Origin of the sequence: Nonomuraea sp. 3N208, from assembly GCF_052245935.1 — a bacterium.
Lineage (GTDB): Bacteria > Actinomycetota > Actinomycetes > Streptosporangiales > Streptosporangiaceae > Nonomuraea.
Window position 1 is genome coordinate 44901 of sequence record NZ_JBQQBR010000028.1, and the last position, 18790, is coordinate 63690.

At 69.8% G+C, this 18790-nt stretch carries 20 protein-coding genes; 13 read left to right on the forward strand and 7 right to left on the reverse strand.

Features of this window, described 5'->3' with window-relative positions; genetic code table 11:
• Window positions 1–5 precede the first annotated feature (5 nt).
• From ACTWPT_RS36440 to ACTWPT_RS36450, 3 genes are all read left to right on the forward strand, one after another.
• Entirely contained in the window at window positions 6–2849 is a 2844-nt protein-coding gene (locus ACTWPT_RS36440; RefSeq protein ID WP_443182061.1) for a TIM-barrel domain-containing protein, read from the forward strand.
• Window positions 2850–2925: 76 nt separating this feature from the next.
• Window positions 2926–4200, forward strand: coding sequence for a serine/threonine-protein kinase (locus ACTWPT_RS36445; RefSeq protein ID WP_443182062.1), 1275 nt, complete (start codon window positions 2926–2928; stop codon window positions 4198–4200).
• A 29-nt stretch (window positions 4201–4229) separates the two neighbouring features.
• Window positions 4230–5180 carry a hypothetical protein gene (locus tag ACTWPT_RS36450; RefSeq protein WP_443182063.1) on the forward strand — a complete coding sequence of 317 codons (951 nt, stop codon included), beginning with the start codon at window positions 4230–4232 and terminating at the stop codon, window positions 5178–5180.
• Window positions 5181–5364: 184 nt separating this feature from the next.
• Here ACTWPT_RS36450 and ACTWPT_RS36455 read toward each other — a convergent pair whose 3' ends face one another.
• Window positions 5365–5730, reverse strand: a complete 366-nt coding sequence (locus tag ACTWPT_RS36455; protein WP_443182064.1) for a TPM domain-containing protein — start codon at window positions 5728–5730, stop codon at window positions 5365–5367.
• A gap of 8 nt (window positions 5731–5738) precedes the next feature.
• A complete protein-coding gene (locus ACTWPT_RS36460; RefSeq protein ID WP_443182065.1) occupies window positions 5739–6029 on the reverse strand; it encodes a hypothetical protein in 291 nt (96 codons plus the stop codon).
• Between the two features lie 203 nt (window positions 6030–6232).
• Between ACTWPT_RS36460 and ACTWPT_RS36465 the strand changes: the two genes are divergently transcribed.
• Window positions 6233–7060, forward strand: a complete 828-nt coding sequence (locus tag ACTWPT_RS36465) for a nuclease-related domain-containing protein (RefSeq protein WP_443182066.1) — start codon at window positions 6233–6235, stop codon at window positions 7058–7060.
• A 12-nt stretch (window positions 7061–7072) separates the two neighbouring features.
• Here ACTWPT_RS36465 and ACTWPT_RS36470 read toward each other — a convergent pair whose 3' ends face one another.
• Window positions 7073–7753 (reverse strand): TetR/AcrR family transcriptional regulator, encoded by a 681-nt coding sequence (locus tag ACTWPT_RS36470; RefSeq protein ID WP_443182067.1) that lies wholly within the window; start codon window positions 7751–7753, stop codon window positions 7073–7075.
• 46 nt (window positions 7754–7799) lie between these two features.
• On the opposite strand from ACTWPT_RS36470, the gene ACTWPT_RS36475 reads away from it, so the two are divergent.
• The 4 genes from ACTWPT_RS36475 (at window position 7800) to ACTWPT_RS36490 (ending at window position 12132) form a co-directional block, all read left to right on the forward strand.
• On the forward strand, window positions 7800–8609 hold the full coding sequence (locus ACTWPT_RS36475) for a thioesterase family protein (RefSeq protein WP_443182068.1): 810 nt from the start codon (window positions 7800–7802) through the stop codon (window positions 8607–8609).
• A gap of 116 nt (window positions 8610–8725) precedes the next feature.
• The gene (gene ilvD, locus ACTWPT_RS36480) at window positions 8726–10564 is read left to right on the forward strand and encodes a dihydroxy-acid dehydratase (RefSeq protein WP_443182069.1); all 1839 of its coding nucleotides are present in this window, start codon (window positions 8726–8728) and stop codon (window positions 10562–10564) included.
• A gap of 123 nt (window positions 10565–10687) precedes the next feature.
• Window positions 10688–11182, forward strand: a complete 495-nt coding sequence (locus tag ACTWPT_RS36485) for a WYL domain-containing protein (protein ID WP_443182070.1) — start codon at window positions 10688–10690, stop codon at window positions 11180–11182.
• Window positions 11183–11250: 68 nt separating this feature from the next.
• The gene (locus ACTWPT_RS36490) at window positions 11251–12132 is read left to right on the forward strand and encodes a serine hydrolase (protein ID WP_443182071.1); all 882 of its coding nucleotides are present in this window, start codon (window positions 11251–11253) and stop codon (window positions 12130–12132) included.
• Here ACTWPT_RS36490 and ACTWPT_RS36495 read toward each other — a convergent pair.
• The 3 genes from ACTWPT_RS36495 to ACTWPT_RS36505 are packed head-to-tail and all read right to left on the reverse strand — an operon-like array spanning window position 12129 to window position 13697.
• Window positions 12129–12332, reverse strand: coding sequence for an FmdB family zinc ribbon protein (locus ACTWPT_RS36495; RefSeq protein ID WP_305915180.1), 204 nt, complete (start codon window positions 12330–12332; stop codon window positions 12129–12131). The genes ACTWPT_RS36490 and ACTWPT_RS36495 overlap by 4 nt on opposite strands.
• A 3-nt stretch (window positions 12333–12335) precedes the next feature.
• Window positions 12336–13133 (reverse strand): GNAT family N-acetyltransferase, encoded by a 798-nt coding sequence (locus ACTWPT_RS36500; RefSeq protein ID WP_443182072.1) that lies wholly within the window; start codon window positions 13131–13133, stop codon window positions 12336–12338.
• Window positions 13134–13187: 54 nt separating this feature from the next.
• Window positions 13188–13697, reverse strand: coding sequence for an HNH endonuclease (locus tag ACTWPT_RS36505; RefSeq protein ID WP_443182073.1), 510 nt, complete (start codon window positions 13695–13697; stop codon window positions 13188–13190).
• Window positions 13698–13977: 280 nt separating this feature from the next.
• Between ACTWPT_RS36505 and ACTWPT_RS36510 the strand changes: the two genes are divergently transcribed.
• The 5 genes from ACTWPT_RS36510 to ACTWPT_RS36530 are packed head-to-tail and all read left to right on the forward strand — an operon-like array spanning window position 13978 to window position 17838.
• Entirely contained in the window at window positions 13978–16035 is a 2058-nt protein-coding gene (locus ACTWPT_RS36510) for a prolyl oligopeptidase family serine peptidase (RefSeq protein WP_443182074.1), read from the forward strand.
• Window positions 16036–16045: 10 nt separating this feature from the next.
• A complete protein-coding gene (locus ACTWPT_RS36515) occupies window positions 16046–16837 on the forward strand; it encodes a helix-turn-helix domain-containing protein (protein WP_443182075.1) in 792 nt (263 codons plus the stop codon).
• 4 nt (window positions 16838–16841) lie between these two features.
• Complete coding sequence (locus ACTWPT_RS36520) at window positions 16842–17192, forward strand: VOC family protein (protein WP_443182076.1); 351 nt, start codon at window positions 16842–16844, stop codon at window positions 17190–17192.
• A complete protein-coding gene (locus ACTWPT_RS36525) occupies window positions 17189–17599 on the forward strand; it encodes a cupin domain-containing protein (protein ID WP_443182077.1) in 411 nt (136 codons plus the stop codon). Before ACTWPT_RS36520 ends, ACTWPT_RS36525 begins: the two co-directional genes overlap by 4 nt.
• Complete coding sequence (locus tag ACTWPT_RS36530) at window positions 17596–17838, forward strand: hypothetical protein (RefSeq protein ID WP_443182078.1); 243 nt, start codon at window positions 17596–17598, stop codon at window positions 17836–17838. The genes ACTWPT_RS36525 and ACTWPT_RS36530 overlap by 4 nt, the downstream gene beginning before the upstream one ends.
• Here the strand turns inward: ACTWPT_RS36530 and purU are convergent.
• Complete coding sequence (purU, locus tag ACTWPT_RS36535; RefSeq protein ID WP_443182184.1) at window positions 17835–18689, reverse strand: formyltetrahydrofolate deformylase; 855 nt, start codon at window positions 18687–18689, stop codon at window positions 17835–17837. The genes ACTWPT_RS36530 and purU overlap by 4 nt on opposite strands.
• Window positions 18690–18790 lie beyond the last annotated feature (101 nt).

Here is an 18790-nt window from a genome sequence, read left to right on the forward strand (position 1 = left end):
GCGCCATGACACGTGCGCTCGTCTTCTTGGCGGCATTGCTCATGCCCTCGCTGGTGGCGTCCTCCGCCCAGGCGGCGGTTCAGCGCGTGGAGTTCACCAGCGGCTCGGCGTACCTGATCGTGGAGTTCCTGGACGACGACCTCGTGCACTTCGAGCTGGCCAACGGGACGAGCCCCGGCGTGAACGACTCGATCTTCACCACGCCGCAGGTCGCGAAGAAGGACTATCTGGGCCCGAGCGACTTCACCCGGTCGGGCGACACGTTCACCACGCCCGCCATGAAGGTCGAGGTGACGGCCGGGACGTTGTGCGTCAAGGTCTCCGACCCGGCAAGGCTGCTCTACGAGGCGTGCCCGCGCAACCTCGCCCAGCCGTGGAAGGGCCTGACCATCGCCAAGGGGTCGATCCAGAACGCCTACGGCCTGGGCGAGCAGTTCTTCATGGGCGGCAGCGCCGACGGCGACTGGGCAGGCCGCACCCGCTCCCCCGGCGGGACGTACGGCAACGCCATGGTCTTCGACACCGACAACGGCCCGGTCGGCAACACGCAGATCCCGGTCCTGTTCGCGGTGGGCCCAGCCACTGTGAACGCGGCGAACCTGAACTACGGCCTGCTGCTCGACCAGGTCTACAAGCAGGAGTGGAACCTGACCGGCGATCCCTGGACCGTGGACACCTGGGGCGACCAGCTCAGGTGGTACACGATGACCGGGCCCGACCTGCCGGACCTGCGCAAGGACTACATGGAGCTGAGCGGCAGGCCGCCGGTGCCGCCGAAGAAGGCCTTCGGCATGTGGGTGTCGGAGTTCGGCTACGACAACTGGGCCGAGATCGACAACCGGCTCACCGGGTTGCGGGCGGACGCGTTCCCTGTGGACGGTTTCGTGCTGGATCTGCCGTGGTTCGGCGGGGTGACGGCCGGGTCGGACAACACCCGCATGGGCACGCTGTCCTGGGACACGACCGCCTTCCCCAACACCTCGGCCACCATCGCCGACTACGCCGCCACCAAGGGCATCGGCCTGATGACCATCGAGGAGTCGTACGTCGGCAAGAACCTGCCCGAACACGCCGACCTGGCCGCGCGCGGCTATCTCGTCAGATCGGGCTGCCCGGGCTGCGCCCCCGTCTACCTGACGACCAATGACTGGTGGGGCCGGGGCGGCATGATCGACTGGACGCAGGACGCGGCCGCCGACTACTGGCACACGCTCAAGCGGCAGCCCCTCGCCGACCAGGGTGTCCAGGGCCATTGGCTGGACCTGGGCGAGCCGGAGATGTACGACGCCGGGGACTGGACCTCCGGCGTGCTGCCCGGTAAGCACGCCCACGGCGACTACCACAACGTCTACAACCTCAAGTGGGCCGAGAGCGTGGCCCGCGGCTACGCCTCCGGCACCAAGCGCCCGTTCATGCTCGCCCGCTCCGGCGCGGCCGGCATCCAGCGGCACGGCGTCGCCATGTGGTCGGCCGACATCGGCTCCAAGCTGACCGCGCTGGCCCAGCAGCAGAACGTGCAGATGCACATGTCGATGTCCGGCATCGACTACTTCGGCTCCGACATCGGCGGTTTCCGCCGAGAGATGCTCAATTCAGAGCTGAACGAGCTTTACACCCAGTGGTTCGCGAACGGCGCCTGGTTCGAGGTGCCGGTGCGACCGCACACGGAGAATTTGTGCAACTGCGCCCAGACCTCACCGGACAAGATCGGCCACAAGCCGAGCAACCTGGCCGGCCTCCGCCAGCGGTACGAGCTCGCGCCCTACTACTACTCGCTGGCCCACCGCGCCCACCGCTTCGGCGAGCCAGTGGTGCCGCCACTGGTGCACTACTACCAGAACGACCCGAACGTACGCGAGATGGGCCATGAAAAGCTCATCGGCCGCGACCTGCTGGTCGCGGTGGTGGCAGGCGCCGGCGAACGCGATCGCGACGTGTACCTGCCTGCCGGCACCTGGTACGACTACGCCACCGGCGAGAAGCTCACCAGCACCGGCCAGTGGTTCACCGACCGCCCGCTGTGGGTCAACGGCGTGTTCCGGCTGCCAGTCTTCGCCAGGGCGGGGGCAATCATCCCAAAGGCGCACGTGGACGACAAGACCATGAACGTCATGGGCAAGCGGACCGACGACTCCACCAGGAACGAGCTGATCACCCGCGTATACCCGCACACCACGTCCACCGATTTCACCCTTTACGAGGACGACGGGGCCACGTCGGCTTACCAGAGCGGCTCCGTCCGCACGACGCAGATCAGCCAGCAGCTCAGCGGCGCCACGGCCACCGTCACCGTCGCCGCCTCCAGCGGCGGCTACAGCGGCGCACCGTCCAGCAGGCCGACCGTGGTGGAGCTGATCGCCGACACCCAGGCGTCGGCCGTCACGCTGAACGGCTCCCCGCTCACCCAGCACGCCACCAAGACCGCCTTCGACGCCGCGGCCAGCGGCTGGTACAACGCGGGCGGCAATCTCATCGTCGCCAAGGCGGCGAGCTCGAGCGTCACTACGGCCAAGACGTTCGCGTTCACACTCGGCCAGGCGGCGGCGTCGATGACGTTCAGATGCGACAACGGCACCACCACGCCCGGCCAGTCGGTCTACGCCGTCGGAAGCGCCCCGCAGCTCGGCTCCTGGTCCGTGGCGAGCGCGGTCAAGCTGTCACCCACGGCATATCCGACCTGGACCGGCACCATCGGCAAACTACCGCCGAACACCACCGTCGAGTGGAAGTGCGTCAAACGCCAGGAATCCAGCTATCCCGACACTGCTGACCTGTGGCAACCAGGCGCCAACACCTCCTTCACCACCCCCGCCACCGGCAACGGCGGCACGACCACCGGCGCCTTCTGAAACCGACGGCGACATCGCCGTTACGCTCCCCCGAGTTTGGCCATGTCATCGAACGCCCGGTGTTAGCCTCGATGGCGTGCTAGGCGCGGGGACCACCCTCAATGACCGCTACGTGCTGGCCCACCGCCTCGGCGGTGGGGGCATGGGTGAGGTGTGGCGTGCCGACGACACGGTTCTCGGCCGCGCCGTCGCGGTCAAGGTGCTCATCCCGGCCCTGACCGAAAACCCCACGTTCGCCCAGCGCTTCCAGAACGAGGCCAGGGCCATGGCCACGCTGACCCACCCCGGCGTGGTCGACGTCTACGACTACGGCGTCGCCGACGTCAACGGTCGCCAGGTGAGCTTCCTGGTCATGGAACACGTGCCGGGCGAGTCGCTCGACCGCGTGCTGCGCCGCGGCCCGCTCGGCCGGGACGCCACCATGCGCCTGGTCGCGGAGGTCGGCGACGCGCTGGCCGCCGCGCACGCGCAGGGCATCGTGCACCGCGACGTCAAGCCCGCCAACCTCATGATCAGGCCCGACGGCGGGGTGGCGCTCACCGACTTCGGCATCGCCCACTCGGTCTCGGCCGGCCACCTGACGGCCACGGGCACGATGTTGTGCTCGGCCGGCTACTGCGCGCCGGAAATGGCCACCGCCAGCGAGGTGACCCCGGCGGTGGACGTATACGCGCTGGGCGTGGTGGCGTACGAGTGCTTGACCGGGCACCTGCCGTTCCAGGGCGATACGCCCGTGCAGATCATCTTCAAGCACCTCAACTCTCCTGTCCCGCCGCTGCCGGCCGACGTGCCGCCGGGTCCGCGGCAGGTGGTCGAGCGTGCGCTGGAGAAGACGCCCGACCGGCGCTGGCCGTCGGCTGCGCTGATGGCCGCGGCCGCGCGCAGGGCGCTGGCCACACCCGGCACGGCACCCGCGCCGCGCCGCGGCCGCGCCATGCGAGCGGCGCTCACCGCGGTCGCCGCCGTGGTCGTGTCCGCGGCCGTGGCAGGCGCCGTCTGGCTGCGCCCGGCCACGCCCACGGTCATCGATGAGGTGCTGCCGACCGTGCAGGGCACCTCGGTCACGGCCTCACCCACCACGCCGACCGCCACCAGGCCGCAGTCCGCGCGCCCGACCAAGCGCGCCCCGAGCGCCAGGCCGACGCGGGCGACGACCCCGGCGCCTACCCCTTCGGCCACGGTCACGACCACGACGCCGACAAGCACGCCCACCTCCAAGCCCACCACGTCCGAGCCCACGCAGGAGCCGTCACAGGAGCCGACCACGCCCGGCCCCGAGGAGCCGTCGTCCGAGCCCACCGAGGGCAAGCCGACGAGCGAGATCCAGTGCATACGTGCGCCATGTCCGTAATCGCTCCCTGCTCGTGAGAAAGTCGTCGCGTGGATACCACTCGTGACCTACTGATCGCCCTCGCCCGCCGCTACGCCTTCGCCGACCTCGGCGCGCTCGCGCCGGCGGCGGAGATCGCCGAGGTGTGCGAGTTCGGGCACCGGTTGCTCTCGCTCGACGCGGAGGACTTCGCGGCCGAGGCCAAGGTGGTGCCCGCCGAGCTGAGGCGGCGGGCGCGGGCCTGCCACATGCCGCAGACGCCGCGTGAGCAACCGCGGGGGGCGCTGGAGTCACTGCGGCCGGCGTACGGGCTGCTGCTGGAGGTGATCGCCGTGCGGTGGCACCGGCGGGAGCTGAGCCCGATGATCGCGGCCGTGCACATCGCCAGCGAATACCTGCCGCTGCTGGCCTTCGAGCCGCAGCTCGGTCATGCAGGGGACCCCGCCCGCTGGCCCGAAGGGCTGAGCGCGACCGGCAGCAGGTTCGGCGTGATCGGCGACCGCGAGTGCGACCACACCAAATCCGAGCAGTCCGCCACCAACCGGACGCTGCGGGTCTCCACGGAGCCGAACGAGGGCTGGCGCGCGTATTTCGACCGCCAGCACAGCCAGGTGGCCGGAGCGCTCGCCGTATGCGTCGCCGCCTGCCGCAACCCCTGCACGGCCATGGACTGGATCGCCCCGGAACCACGCGACGACCTCCAGCTCCGCGCCCGCACAGCCCTGTCCTTCGCCGACACCCCACTGGTAAGGCTGCGCCACGCGGCACCGGTAGGCCACGGCTTCGGCGTCCCCTCCCCAGAGGAGGTCCTCGACGCCTGGGAACGCAGCCGCGCAGCACTGGACAAGAACCCCGTAGGCGGTGCCGCCATGAAGGACGACGGCTTCCCGCTTTCAGGCCTGCCGTCCCTCTTCTCGGCAATCGCCGCTGCCGACATCGAGCCCTCCACACTGCTGAACGGCGTGAGCAACCACATCGTCACGCTGCTCGAACGCCTCTGAGCCACGGAGCCGGTCACGTATGCGCTCGTTACGGCGAGCACCCGTGAGCCTTCACGACCGGCCATGACAGACGGCAACGGTCTACGGCGCGTGCGGTGACGCTGGGCGACCGTAACACATGATGTTTTTGGGGCCGGCGCGTGCGGCGACGCTGGGCGACCGTAAAAGATGATGCTTTTGGGTTTCAGGAACGGCGAGATGTCGCTGCCTCGCCGAGAGACGCAATGCCGTACAGGATGCCGCCGATCACATCGCCGACGCTGAACGCGGTGGCCATGGACATGGCGGTGAGCCGGCAGGCGTTGTCGCTCAGCCGCCGCCTGGCGCCCTCCCCGGTCACGATCTCCAACCCTCGCCCCTTGACGTCCACCAGGATCACCACGGCGTCGTCGGCCTCCTCGCCGAGTGCGGCGTGCAGGCGTTCGGCGAAGTGGCGCCGCCCGCCGACCGGCTCCCCGAGGAACAGCGCGAATCTGAGCCCGCTGCGCTGCTCGGCAGTGCGCAGGGCCTTCCTGATGTCGTCCGCCTGAGCGGTGGTCAGTCCTCGCATCGTCAGCCTCACCATCCGGCGGACGCGCCGCCGACGTGCCGACCCGGCTCCGCCATCTCGGCCGCGGCCACCCAGTCGGCCTCGGGAACGGTGGTCCAGTGCGCCACCCGGTCGGCCAGCACCAGACCCGAGGTGCTCACGCCGCGTTCGCTGCCCGACGGGCCCCCCAGCCACACGGGGCCGGACTCCATGCGCCGCTGCACGCCGCGTCCCGGCACCATGACCAGCAGGCTGATCAGCACGAATAGCCCCGTGGACACCCCGATGAGAAAGAGCAGGATCTCTGCCGCGCCGTTCACACCATGAACGTAAACCTCGCGAGCGGGTCCGGCCAGACCCCATACGGACGAGGAGTTAGGATCTTGTACGACCCGTAAGCTTCTCTAGAGAAGAACGTTAGTAATACCCCGAAACCGGGCGTAGAACACGGTGAGCTGGGCCATAAAACTATGGACAGGGCAACACTAGGAATCAGTCAGATGCGCGGGCTACGGTGAGTTACGTGGACTCCGACAATCAGCGAGAAGACGGTCACAACGCGTCACCGATCTGGGTGAGCGACCGGCCAGAAAGCGAGCAGACCGCCGCCGCGAAGCCATCGGCGCCCACCTCCACGTACGCGCCGGTAGAGCGCGCGTCCGTGCGTAGCCTGCTGCAACAACCGCGTTTCCGCCGCCTGCGCAACCGCGTGCTGGTGGCCGTCGGCGTGGCCTTGGTGGTGGGCTTCCTCGTGGCCGACTGGCGGGTCGGCGTGACCGCGGGCGTGGTCGCGGCGATCCTGGAGGCGATTTACCGCGCGCGTTCCAACTCGTCCGTGCCCGCCTGGCGGCGCGCGTCCGTGGCTGAGCGACGCACCGAGGCACAGCTGCGCAAGCTGGAGCGCCTGGGTTACCGCACGCTGCACGCCAGGGCGATCCCGAACAGCGAGGCCCAGATCGATCACCTCGTGGTGGGCCCCACCGGCGTGTACGCGGTCGACTCCGAGAAGTGGGACAAACGCCTTCCGGTACGCGTGCAGATGGGCAAGAAGCTGTTCCACGGCCCCTTCGACCAGAAGGCCAGGCTCAACGAGGCCAAGTGGGAGGCGTCGCAGGCCGGCGAGCTGATCAGCAAGTCGTTCGGCCGCGAGGTGTCGGTCGTGCCCTCGCTCGCCATCTACGGACCGGCCGTCCCCTGGAAGATCATGACGATCCGCGGCGTGGACGTCTACCAGGGCGACCGTGCCCGCAAGTGGATCACCAAGCGGGAGCGGGCGCTGACCGCCACGGAGATCGACCGGATCTACGACATCGCCGCCAGGGAACTTCCCGCCCGGTACGGCGAGGACTGAACCACCAGCCCGCTATGAGGCGTCCCTGAGTCGTGCGCCGAAGTCGTCGAGCGCGGTGACCAGGTCCGCGCTCGACGGGAGGGTCCGCGGCAGGCGGGAGTACACCGCGGCGCCGAAGCCCGCGATCCGCATGATGTGGTCGATGAGCGCCTCTCTGTCGCGCGGCCACGGGAACGACGGCTGGGCGATCAGCAGCGAGACGCACCCGTGCACGGCCGACCAGAGGCCGAGCGCGAGCTCCTCCGGGTCGCCCTCGAGCACGCGGGTCTCCACGCAGGCCGCGACGGCGTTCACCATGTGGCGGAAGCACTCGGCGGCAGCCGGCGGCACTCCAGGCGCGGCCGAGGGCCGCATCATCAGCACCCGATACTGCACCGGATGGTCGAGGGCGAAGCGGGCGTAGGCGCGCCCGCACCGGCCCAGCGCGAGGAACGGGTCGCCGCCCAGGTTCTCGCTGAACAGCCGGCCAAGCTCGTCCCACACCCGCATACAGACCGCCTCGACCAGCACCTCCTTGTCGGCGAAGTGCAGGTAGACCGACGGCGTGGACACCCCGGCCCGCTCGGCGACCGCGCGGAGCGTGAGCGCGTCCTCGGTGCCCGCCTCGGCCAGAAGATCTTCGGCCGCGCGCAGGATCTCCTCGCGGAGCAGCGCGCCTTCGCCGCGCCTGGCGCGTACCCGTCTGGTGGTCATGGATCTCACATTGACGCCGTTAGGTTAACGCCGTCAATATGCGTCAATGGGGACTTTTCAGGAAGCGACGGCGTTGACCTCCCGTGGTGGCGGCGAGTTCGGCACCGTGCTGGACGCCGAGTGGAGCGTCGGGACGCGACTGCATGGGGGCTACCTGCTGGCCGTGCTCGGGCGAGCCGCCTGTGAGAGCGTCGGCGGGGACGGCCATCCGCATGTCACCGCCGTCAGCGGCACCTTCGTCGAGCCGCCCGAGCCGGGCAACGCGCTCGCGCGCGTGGAGACGCTCCGCGTGGGCAGGAGCGTGGCCCAGGTCAGGGCCGCGCTCGTGCAGGAAGGCCGGACGCGGGTGGAGGCGCACATCACGCTCGGCCTGCTGGACGACGCCGATCCTTGGTGGTCGGCTCACGAGCCGGTCGACATGCCGCCCGAGGAAGCCTGCTTCCGGGTTCCCATCGAGGCGCCGGGCGCGGGGTTCGCCGTTCCACTGATGGCGGTGGTCGAGGAGCGCATCGATCCCGCGCACATGGGCTTCGCGTTCGGCGCTCCCACCGGGCATGGCGTTATCGCCACGTGGCAGCGGCTGGCCGACGGGTCGGACTGGGACCCGTTGAGCCTGCTGGTGGCGCTCGACCCGGTGCCGCCGGTCTCGTACGAGCTGGGGCTGCCCGGCTGGGTGCCGACCATCCAGCTGTCGGCGTATATCCGCAGGCTGCCCGCACCGGGCCCGGTCCGGGTGCGGTTGTCGGCCACGGACGTCGGCGGCGAGCGGATGGACGAGGTCGCCCACGTCTGGGACGACAAGGGCCGCCTGGTGGGCCAGGCGACCCAGCTCGCGGCCGTGCGGATTCCCTCTTAGCCTGGCTTCGGTCGCGCCACGATCCGGTAACCGGCCGTCCGATGCGTGGACGGTTGTCTCAGTTGCCGGGCGGTGGTCGTAACATGTGAAGACTTGCTAGCGATGGGAGAAGCCCAATGCCCGCCCTCAGGTCACGTACAGTCACCCACGGCAGGAACATGGCCGGTGCCCGGGCCCTGCTCCGGGCGACCGGCGTAGCCGGGAGCGACTTCGGCAAGCCCATTATCGCGGTGGCCAACAGCTTCACCCAGTTCGTGCCGGGTCACGTGCATCTCAGGGAAGTCGGCGACGTCGTCTCGGCGGCCATCAGGGAGGCAGGGGCGATCCCCCGCGAGTTCAACACGATCGCCGTGGACGACGGCATCGCGATGGGCCACGGCGGCATGCTCTACTCGCTGCCGTCGCGCGAGCTGATCGCCGACGCCGTGGAATACATGGTCGAAGCGCACTGCGCGGACGCGTTGATCTGCGTCTCCAACTGCGACAAGATCACGCCGGGCATGCTGCTGGCGGCGTTCAGGCTGAACATCCCGACGATCTTCGTTTCCGGTGGGCCCATGGAGGCCGGCAAGACGCCCGGCAAGAAGCTCGACCTGATCGACCCCATGATCGCCGCCGCCGACGACTCCGTCTCGGACGCCGAGCTGCTGGAGATGGAGGAGAGCGCCTGCCCCACCTGCGGGTCCTGCTCCGGCATGTTCACCGCCAACTCCATGAACTGCCTGGCCGAGGCCATTGGGCTGGCGTTGCCCGGCAACGGCACGATCCTGGCCACGCACAAGGCGCGCAAGACGCTCTTCGAGGACGCCGGCCGGCAGCTCGTGGAGATCACCCGCCGCTACTACGAGGACGGCGACGAGTCGGTGCTGCCGCGCTCGATCGCCACCCGCGAGGCGTTCGAGAACGCCATGACCCTCGACGTCGCCATGGGCGGCTCGACCAACACGATCCTGCACATCCTGGCCGCGGCCCGCGAGGCGCAGGTGGACTTCGGGCTCAAGGAGATCAACGAGATCTCGCTGCGGGTGCCGTGCCTGTGCAAGGTCGCCCCGGCCACGAACAAATACCACGTCGAGGACGTCCACCGCGCCGGCGGCATCCCGGCCATCCTGGGCGAGCTCGACCGGGCCGGGCTGCTGCACCGCGACGTGCCGACCGTGAACGGCGGCACCCTCGCCGACATGCTGGCCGCCTGGGACGTCAAATCACCGTCGGCGAAGCCCGAGGCCGTGGAGCTGTGGCACGCGGCGCCCGGCAACGTGCGCACCGTCAAGGCGTACTCGCAGGACAACCGCTGGGACGACCTCGACCTCGACCGGGCGGCCGGATGCATCCGCGACCTCGAGCACGCCTACACCGTGGACGGTGGGCTGGCCGTGCTCTACGGCAACATCTCGCGGGACGGCGCGGTGGTGAAGACGGCCGGGGTCGACGAGTCGATCTGGACGTTCAGCGGGCCGGCTGTGGTGTTCGAGTCGCAGGAGCAGGCGGTCGAGGGCATCCTCGGCGGCCGAGTCAAGGCGGGCGACGTGGTGGTCATCCGCTACGAGGGTCCCAAGGGCGGGCCGGGCATGCAGGAGATGCTCTACCCGACCTCGTTCCTCAAGGGCAAGGGCCTGGGCAAGGTGTGCGCGCTGATCACCGACGGCCGGTTCTCCGGCGGCACGTCGGGGCTGTCGATCGGCCACGCCTCACCGGAGGCGGCCGAGGGCGGCGCGATCGCGCTGGTCGAGGACGGGGACATCATCGACATCGACATCCCCAACCGGTCGATGGAGCTGCGCGTCCCTGAGGCCGAGCTGGCTGCCCGGCGCGAGCGGCTGCTGGCCGACCTGGGCGGATACCGGCCGCGGGACCGCACCCGGCCGGTGAGCGTGGCGCTGCAGGCCTACGCGGCGATGACGACGTCCGCCTCGACGGGCGCCTCCCGCGACCTGTCGCAGTTGTCGAAGTAAGGACATCCATCACAGGACGCCGAGCTTGTCTTGGCCAATCGGACGCTGTACGGCAGGCGACAGGGTTCTCGCCTGCCGTACAGGTTTTCGAAAAATGTCGGTGGTCGTCCCTATTCTTGGGGTATGACGACAGTCGTGAAGCACGATACTCGCCCGCTGACGACCGCCGAGATCGCCGCCCTCGCACTCTCCCTCGCCCACCTCGGAGCCGGCCCCCAGGCCGTCACCGCCCGGCGCGGACTCCAGCTCGCGCTCGAGCACCTGGAGCTCGACGACGACGTCATCACCACCACGCTCACGACGCTGACCGAGCCGCTGCCCGTGGAGGTCGCCTCCAGGGCCAGGCTCATGGCCGACGCCATCACCAGCCGGCTCATGATCCGGCTGCACTACCGGGACGCCTCCGGAGCCGTCACCTCGCGTGACGTCGAGCCGGTGACATGCCTGGTCCACCGCGAATACTGGTATCTGGTCGGGGTGTGCAGGATGCGCCGGGCGATCAGGGCCTTCCGGTTCGACCGGATCATCGCGGTCGAGCCCACACTCACGCCCTCCCGCCCGCACCTCGCCGACCGGTTCCTGCCGTTCCAGCGCCGCAGGCGCAGCAGGGCCGCGTAAAGAAACTGGCCTGCTCTTGACCCTTTACACCCCCGGCCTTTGGGGTCGGGGGTGGCAGGCTCCCGCACATGCGTGTACGGGGGATCTGGCCCTTTGCCCTACTGATCATGGCGCCCGGGTGCGCCGCGCCGTCGTCCGGCACGCCGCGCCCGGCCGTCGCGGCGACCCATGAGCCGGCCCCCAAGGCCGTCCAGAGCGCGCTGCCGGCGGACGAGCAGCGCGCCCTCGACCGGGCGCTGGAGCACTATCTGCGCAAGCGGCCGGGGCGGGCTTCGGTGGCCGTGTACGACAAGACGACCGGCGCCAGGTACGCCTTCCGCGAGCGCACGCCGTTCATGCTGGCCAGCGTGGCCAAGGTGGACATCTTGCTGGCCTTCCTGCTGACCAAGCAGCGCGAAGGGCGGCTTGTGTCCGCGTACGAGCACCGGCTGGCCGACCGGATGATCCGCAACAGCGACAACGACTGCGCGCACGAGCTGTACATGACGATCGGCGGCCAGGACGGGCTGACCCGGGTGCTGCGCAAGCTGGGCGTCGAGCACGCGCGGCCCGGGCCGGGGCTCTCCTGGGGATCGACCCGCAGCCGCCCTTCCGATCAGGTGAAGGTCCTGGAGCGGCTCACCGATCCGAGCGGCCCCCTGTCGGCCCGGCACCGGCGTTACGCGCTGAGGCTCATGTCGTCGGTCGCGCCCGAGCAGGCGTGGGGCGTCAGCGCGGCCGACGGCGAGGCGGCGCTGAAGAACGGATGGCTGCCCGCGCAAGTGCACGGCGGGCTGTGGACGGTCAACAGCGTGGGACGGCTCCGCGTGCGCGGGCACGAGCTGCTGATCGCCGTCCTGTCAGAGCGCAGCCCGGACATGGAGACCGGCGTCGCCACCGTGGAACACCTGGCCAAGCTGGCGGTCAACGCCCTGACCCGGGCGGAGACGACCGTCGAGGCAGTGTCCTAGGAGCAGCAGCCACCGCCGCAGCAGCCACCGCCGGTTGCCCTGGGCGCGGCCGCGCCGCCCGTCATGGCCACCGTGGACAGCAGCTTCACCGTGTCGTCGTGGCCCTCCGGGCAGGCCGCCGGGTCGTCGGAGGCCGACATGGGACGGGACACTTCGAACGTGGAGCCGCAGGCGCGGCAGCGGAAGTCGTAACGCGGCATGGACTAAGCGTAAGTGATGTGCGCGTAGTCGGACACGGGCTCGTAGCCGATCGCCTGGTAGATGGCGTTGCTTGTCGGGTTGTCCAGGTCGGTGAAAAGCACCACTTGGTCGCAGCGCTCCGCCAGCCCGGTCTGGCTCGCGTACGCCGTGACGGCAGCGGCGTATCCGCGCTTGCGGCACGACGGCGGCGTGTAGACGGGCCCGATCCGGCAGACCCCGCCGGCGGCGGGTGAGAGCGCGGCGAGCGAGACGGGCACCCCGTCCGCCTCCCACACGAACAACTCCCGCGCCGCCAGCCGCTGGGCAACGCGCTCGGCGGCGTCGCCCTCGGGCAGCGCCACCTCGTCGCTGAACGCCTGATACCAGCTCACCAGCAGCGGATAGTCGGCGGGCACCGCAGGCCTGCCCCACCCCGGCACGTCGGGGACGGCGAGTGTGCCGAGCCGGTAGAGCCGCTCGGAGATCACCCGGATGGGCGGCCCGAGCAGGCGCGCGACCTCGTCGGTCAGCTCCACCTGGCCCACGAGCGCCGGAATGTCCCGGCCGAGCGCCTCCACCAGCGACGGGACGGCCTCGACCGGCATGACGGCGAGCCCGATCGGGTACGGAGGGGTGTGGAAGGCCGCCCCGCGCACTACGCCGTCCACCGTCCACCAGCCGAAACGAGGGTCCTTGGCAGGCATGCCGGCCCTCAGGTTGGCCAGGACGGTCAGCGGGACGGTGTTGCCCACCGGGTCGCCGAGCAGGTAAGGCTCGGCGACCGCGGCGTACTCCTCAGTGTCCGAGGTGAAGGTCCACATGCCTGGCATCGTGTCAGGCCGGGACCGCCTCGTCCAAAGCGGTTTCAGGCCCCTTTATGCAGCGGCCTCGAGGTAGGGCGCCCACTGGGGGTCTCCGACGAGCGACGCGCCGATCAGCCTCCAGTGGGCGCCCCGTGGCACCGCCGGGCTGACGTGTAGCGTCCACCCCAGCTCCTCCAGGTATTTGTCGGCCTTCCTGTGGTTGCACGTCGTGCAGGACGCGACGCAGTTTTCCCAGGTGTGGGCGCCACCCCGGGACCGTGGGATGACGTGGTCGATGGTCTCGGCCCGCTGACCGCAGTAGGCGCAGCGGTAGTTGTCGCGGCGCATGAGCGCTGCCCTGGTCAGGGGGATGCGGGACCGGTAGGGGATGCGGACGTATCTGCGGAGCCTGATCACCGAGGGCACATCGAGCGTGCAGCTGGCGGAGCGTAGCACCGCGCCCCTGCCGTCGCGATGCACGATGTCGGCCTTCTCCCGCAGCACGAGCACGATGGCACGGTGCAGCGAGAGGGTGGTCATGGGCTCGTAAGTGGCGTTGAGCAGCAGGACTTGGCGCGTCATCGTGCCTCTCCCTGCTGCGCGCGTATCAAAGGGGACATGCCGCGGCATGTCCCGCCTGTCGGCCCCTCCTGGGGCACTTGTGCTTCCGTCACGTGGACCTCCGCCGGACGGCCCAGCGGATGGTCACCACGGCACCGTCCTGTCACCAAGTCTGGCGTTTGCACCGTGGTCCCCGCCACCCCAAAAACATCTGACCGGAATGACTAGAGGGACGCACGATACGTTTTATGCCCGTTTCACCAGCGCTTTACCCCTCTCCATTGGCAGTAGGGTTCCGTGCATGACGCGAGAGCCGTACCCGACCGCACGCCGCGAAGACACTGTCGACATCCTTCACGGAACGCCCGTTCCGGACCCCTACAGGTGGCTCGAGGACCCCGACAGTCCGGAGACGAAGGGATGGCTGCTCGCGCAGGCCGAGTTGTTCTCCCGCGGAAGGGGGCCGCAGCGGTTCAAGAGCCGCATCGCCGAGCTGCTCAGGTCCGGCTCGGTCGGCACGCCGGCGTGGCGCGGCGGGCGTCACTTCTTCAGTCGCCGCACCCCCGACCAGGAGCACGCCGTCTACTACGTCGTCGAGCCGGACGGGACCGAGCGGGCGCTGGTCGACCCCATGGCGATCGACCCGTCCGGGCTGACCACGCTCGACGCCGTGCAGCCCGACAAGGAGGGGCGCCTGCTGGCGTACCAGATCTCGGTCGGCGGCGACGAGGAGTCGGCGCTCTACGTCATGGACGTGGCCACGGGCGCGCGCATCGAGGGCCCGATCGACCGCTGCCGCTACTCCCCCATTGCCTGGCTGCCCGGCGGCGAGGCGTTCTACTACGTGCGCAGGCTGCCGAGCACCGAGGTGCCGGAGAACGAGACGCAGTTCCACCGCCGCGTCTACCTGCACCGCGTCGGCACCTCCACCGAGGACGACGTGATGATCTTCGGCGAGGGCCTGAAGATGACCAACTACTACGGCGTGTCGGTCTCACGGGACGGCCGCTGGCTGCAGGTGTCCTCGCACGAGGGCACGGCGCCGCGCAACGACCTCTGGGTGGCCGACCTGACCGCCTCCCCGATCGACCGGCCGGAGCTGACGGTGGTCCAGGAGGGCGTGGACGCGCAGACCGGGCTGGCGTTCGGCCGCGACGGCAGGCTCTATGTGCACACCGATCGCGAGGCGTCGAGGGCCAGGGTGTGCGTCACCGACCCGGCCACGCCCGGCTACGACACCTGGCGCGAGCTGATCCCCGAGGACCCCGAGGCGGTGCTGAGCGACTTCGCGATCCTCGACGACCTCGAACGCCCCATCATGCTGGTGGGCTGGACCCGGCACGCGATCAGCGAGATCACCGTCCACGACCTGGAGACCGGCGAGCGCGTCGGCGAGGTGCCCACGCCCGGACTCGGCACGATCGGCGGCATCGCCGAGCGCCCCGAGGGCGGCCACGAGGCCTGGTTCGGCTACACCGACAACACCACGCCGCCCACCATCCAGCACTACGACGCCAGGACCGGCGAGACCACGCTGTGGGCGGCCTCGCCCGGGGCCATCGAGGTGCCGGAGGTGCGGACCCGGCAGGTCGTCTACCAGTCGAAGGACGGCACGGACGTCCGCATGCTGATCATCTCTCCTCTTGAGGAGAGCTCCGGCCCGCGGCCCACGATCCTTTACGGCTACGGCGGCTTCGGCCTGTCGATGACCCCCGGCTACTCGGCGTCGGTCCTGGCCTGGGTGGAGGCCGGCGGCGTATACGCCATCGCCAACCTGCGTGGCGGCGGCGAGGAGGGCGAGGACTGGCACCGCGCGGGCATGCTGGCCCATAAGCAGAACGTGTTCGACGACTTCCACTCGGCCGCCGAACACCTCATCGAGACCGGCGTCACCACGTCCGCCCAGCTCGGCATCTCCGGCGGCTCCAACGGCGGCCTGCTCGTGGGCGCCGCGCTGACGCAGCGCCCCGACCTGTACGCGGCCGTGGTCTGCTCCGCGCCGCTGCTCGACATGATCAGGTACGAGCAGTTCGGCCTCGGCGCCACCTGGAACGTCGAGTACGGCAGCGCCGAAGACCCCGAGCAGTTCGGCTGGTTGCGGAGCTACTCGCCCTACCACCACGTTCAGGAGGCGGTGGCGTACCCCGCGACGCTCTTCACCGTCTTCCAGTCCGACACGCGCGTGCACCCGCTGCACGCGTGGAAGATGTGCGCGGCGCTCCAGCACGCCTCGACGGCGGAGCGGCCTGTGTTGTTGCGTAACGAGGCCGAGGTGGGACACGGGGCGCGCGCGGTGAGCCGTACGGTCGACCTGTCGGCCGACACGCTCACCTTCCTCGCCACGCACACCGGCCTCTAATCTTGGTCATATGAGCACACTGGGGCTGGCCGTGGTGGAGGCCGCCCCCAGCGCTGCGTTGCGCCCCTACGTGACGCGGCTGTGCGCTTACCGCGAGCACTATGGCTCCCCGGTCACACGGTCGGAGGCCGCGATGCCCGGGGCCGTGCTCATCCTCGCGTTCGGCGGGCCGATGGAGGTGCGCGGGGAGCGTTTCACGGCGTTCACGGGCGGGCTGGGCGACCGGTTCACCATCACCCGTGTGACCGGGCCGTGTGAGGGCGTGGAGGTGGACCTCACGCCGTTCGGGGCCAGGCGCCTCTACGGTCTGCCGATGCGGCACCTGACGAACCTGACGGTGCCGGTCGCGGAGCTGCTCGGGCCGTGGGCGGACATGGCTGTGGGGCGGCTGGCGGAGACGCCGTCGTGGCGGGAGCGGCTGGCGCTGGCCGATCGGCTGCTCACGGCCCGCATCCATGAGGAGCCTCCGCTGGGACCCGAGGTGGCGTGGGCCTGGGCGCGGCTGCTGTCGGCGGGCGGCCGGCTGAGCTCCTCCTCGCTGGCGGAGTCGCTCGGCTGGAGCCACCGGCACCTCGTGGCGCGCTTCCAGGACCAGATCGGGCTGCCGCCGAAGACGGCCGCCCGGGTGATCAGGTTCGGGCGCGCCATGCGCCTGTTGCGCTCGGGCACCCCCATCACGCAGGTGGCGGCGGAGTGCGGCTTCTACGACCAGGCACACATGAACCGGGAGTTCCGGGTGCTCGGGGACACGACGCCGGGTCAGATTTATCCAAGACTGGAAGGAGCGGGCGGGGCATCCTGAGCACATGGAGCGAACCGTTTACGCACTAGCCCGCTACCAGAACTGCCAGGCCGCGATCGACTTCCTGACCAGCGCGTTCGGCTTCCGGGTCCACGAGGCGTCCAAGAACGACGAAGGCGCCGTCAACCACGCCGAACTGCTCGTCGGCAACGACATGATCATGATCGGCGAGGGGCGGCCGGGCGGGCCCGGCATCTACGTCGCGGTCGGCGACGTCGACGCCCATCATGACCGTGCCAAGGCGGCGGGGGCCGCGATCATCATGGAGCTGGTCGACCAGCCGTACGGGTCGCGCGAGTACGGATGCAAGGACCCTCAGGGCAATTCCTGGTGGTTCGGGACCTACCGGCCATGAGTCTGCTCAAGGCGGAGCCGTTGCTCGGGCGGACGGCCGGGCGGATGGACGGGTCGTTCCTGGTCGCGGAGTGGAGCGACCCCGGCTCGACCGCCGGCTACATCGCCGTGCCGCACCGGCACCTGCGCGATGACGAGATCTGGTACGTGCTGGAGGGCACGCTCAGGTTCCGGCTGGGCGGCGACGAGGTAGAGGCCGAGGCGGGAGCGGCGGTGTTGGGGCCCGCGGGGGTGCCGCACACGTTCTGGAACCCCTCGTCCTCGCCGGCCCGGTACCTGGTGGTGATGTCGCCGGGTACGGTGCGGCTGATCGAGGAGCTCCACTCGGTGCCGGACCGCTCGGGGGAGCGACTGCGGGAGCTGTTCGAGCGGCACGGCTGCGAGTACTTGCCGGACCTGTGGTCGTGACGACCCGCTCCGCGGGGCAGGAGCGTGTGGGCGAGCGACCGCTGCTGCAGCAGCCCGATGGGAACCCGCAGAATCCGCTGGGCGACATCTACTGCGTGTCCTTCTTCCGCGAGCCCACTCCCATCGAGGTGCTGCGCCGGTTCGGCGGCCCGGGTGAGCCGTCCGCGCGGGAGATGACCTTCGAGGAGTTGCTCGATGGCCCCCTCCTCGTCGGCGCCATCGACCAGAGTCTCGGTTAGCGCGGGAAGACGACGGTCTTGTGGCCGTCCAGCAGCACCCGCTGCTCGGCATGCCACTTGACCGCCCTGGCCAGCGTCACGCACTCCACGTCCCGCCCGATCGCCGCCAGGTCCTCAGGCGAGTGGCTGTGGTTGACCCTGGCCACTTCCTGCTCGATGATCGGCCCTTCGTCCAGGTCGGAGGTCACGTAGTGAGCGGTGGCGCCGATCAGCTTGACGCCGCGGTCGTGCGCCTGGTGGTAGGGCTTGGCGCCCTTGAACGACGGCAGGAACGAGTGATGGATGTTGATCGCCCGCCCGGCCAGCTTCTCGCACAGGGCCCGCGAGAGCACCTGCATGTAGCGGGCCAGCACCACCAGGTCCACCTGGTAGTGCTCGACCAGCGCCAGCACCTCGGCCTCCTGCTTGGGCTTGGTCTCCGGGGTGACCGGCAAGTGGTGGTAGTCGATGCCGTACGACTGCGTGAGCGGCCGCAGGTCGGGATGGTTGGACACGACGGCCACGATCTCGATGCCGAGAGTCTTGGCCTTGACCCGGTAGAGCAGGTCGTTGAGGCAGTGATCGAACTTGCTGACCATGATCAGCACCCGCGGTTTCCTGGCCACGTCGCGCACCGTGAATTCCATGGCGAAGCCGGGCGCGAGCGCGGCGAAGGCCGCGTTGAGGTCGTCCTCGCCCAGCGGTCCGGCGAACTGCACGCGCATGAAGAACCGCTGCGCGACCCTGTCACCGAACTGCTGGCTCTCGATGATGTTGCATCCGTTCCGCGCCAGCAGGCCGGAGACGGCGGCCACCACACCGGGCCGGTCGGGGCAGGACAGCGTCAGGATGTATTCGGCTGGGCTGGTCACTTCGTTCACTCTCGCGGGCAGGGGATCGTCAGGTGCCTTGCGGCTGATCTGGGCAGAGTACCGGTCGCCGGGCACGTCCACCGCTGCCTCCCCCGTCAACT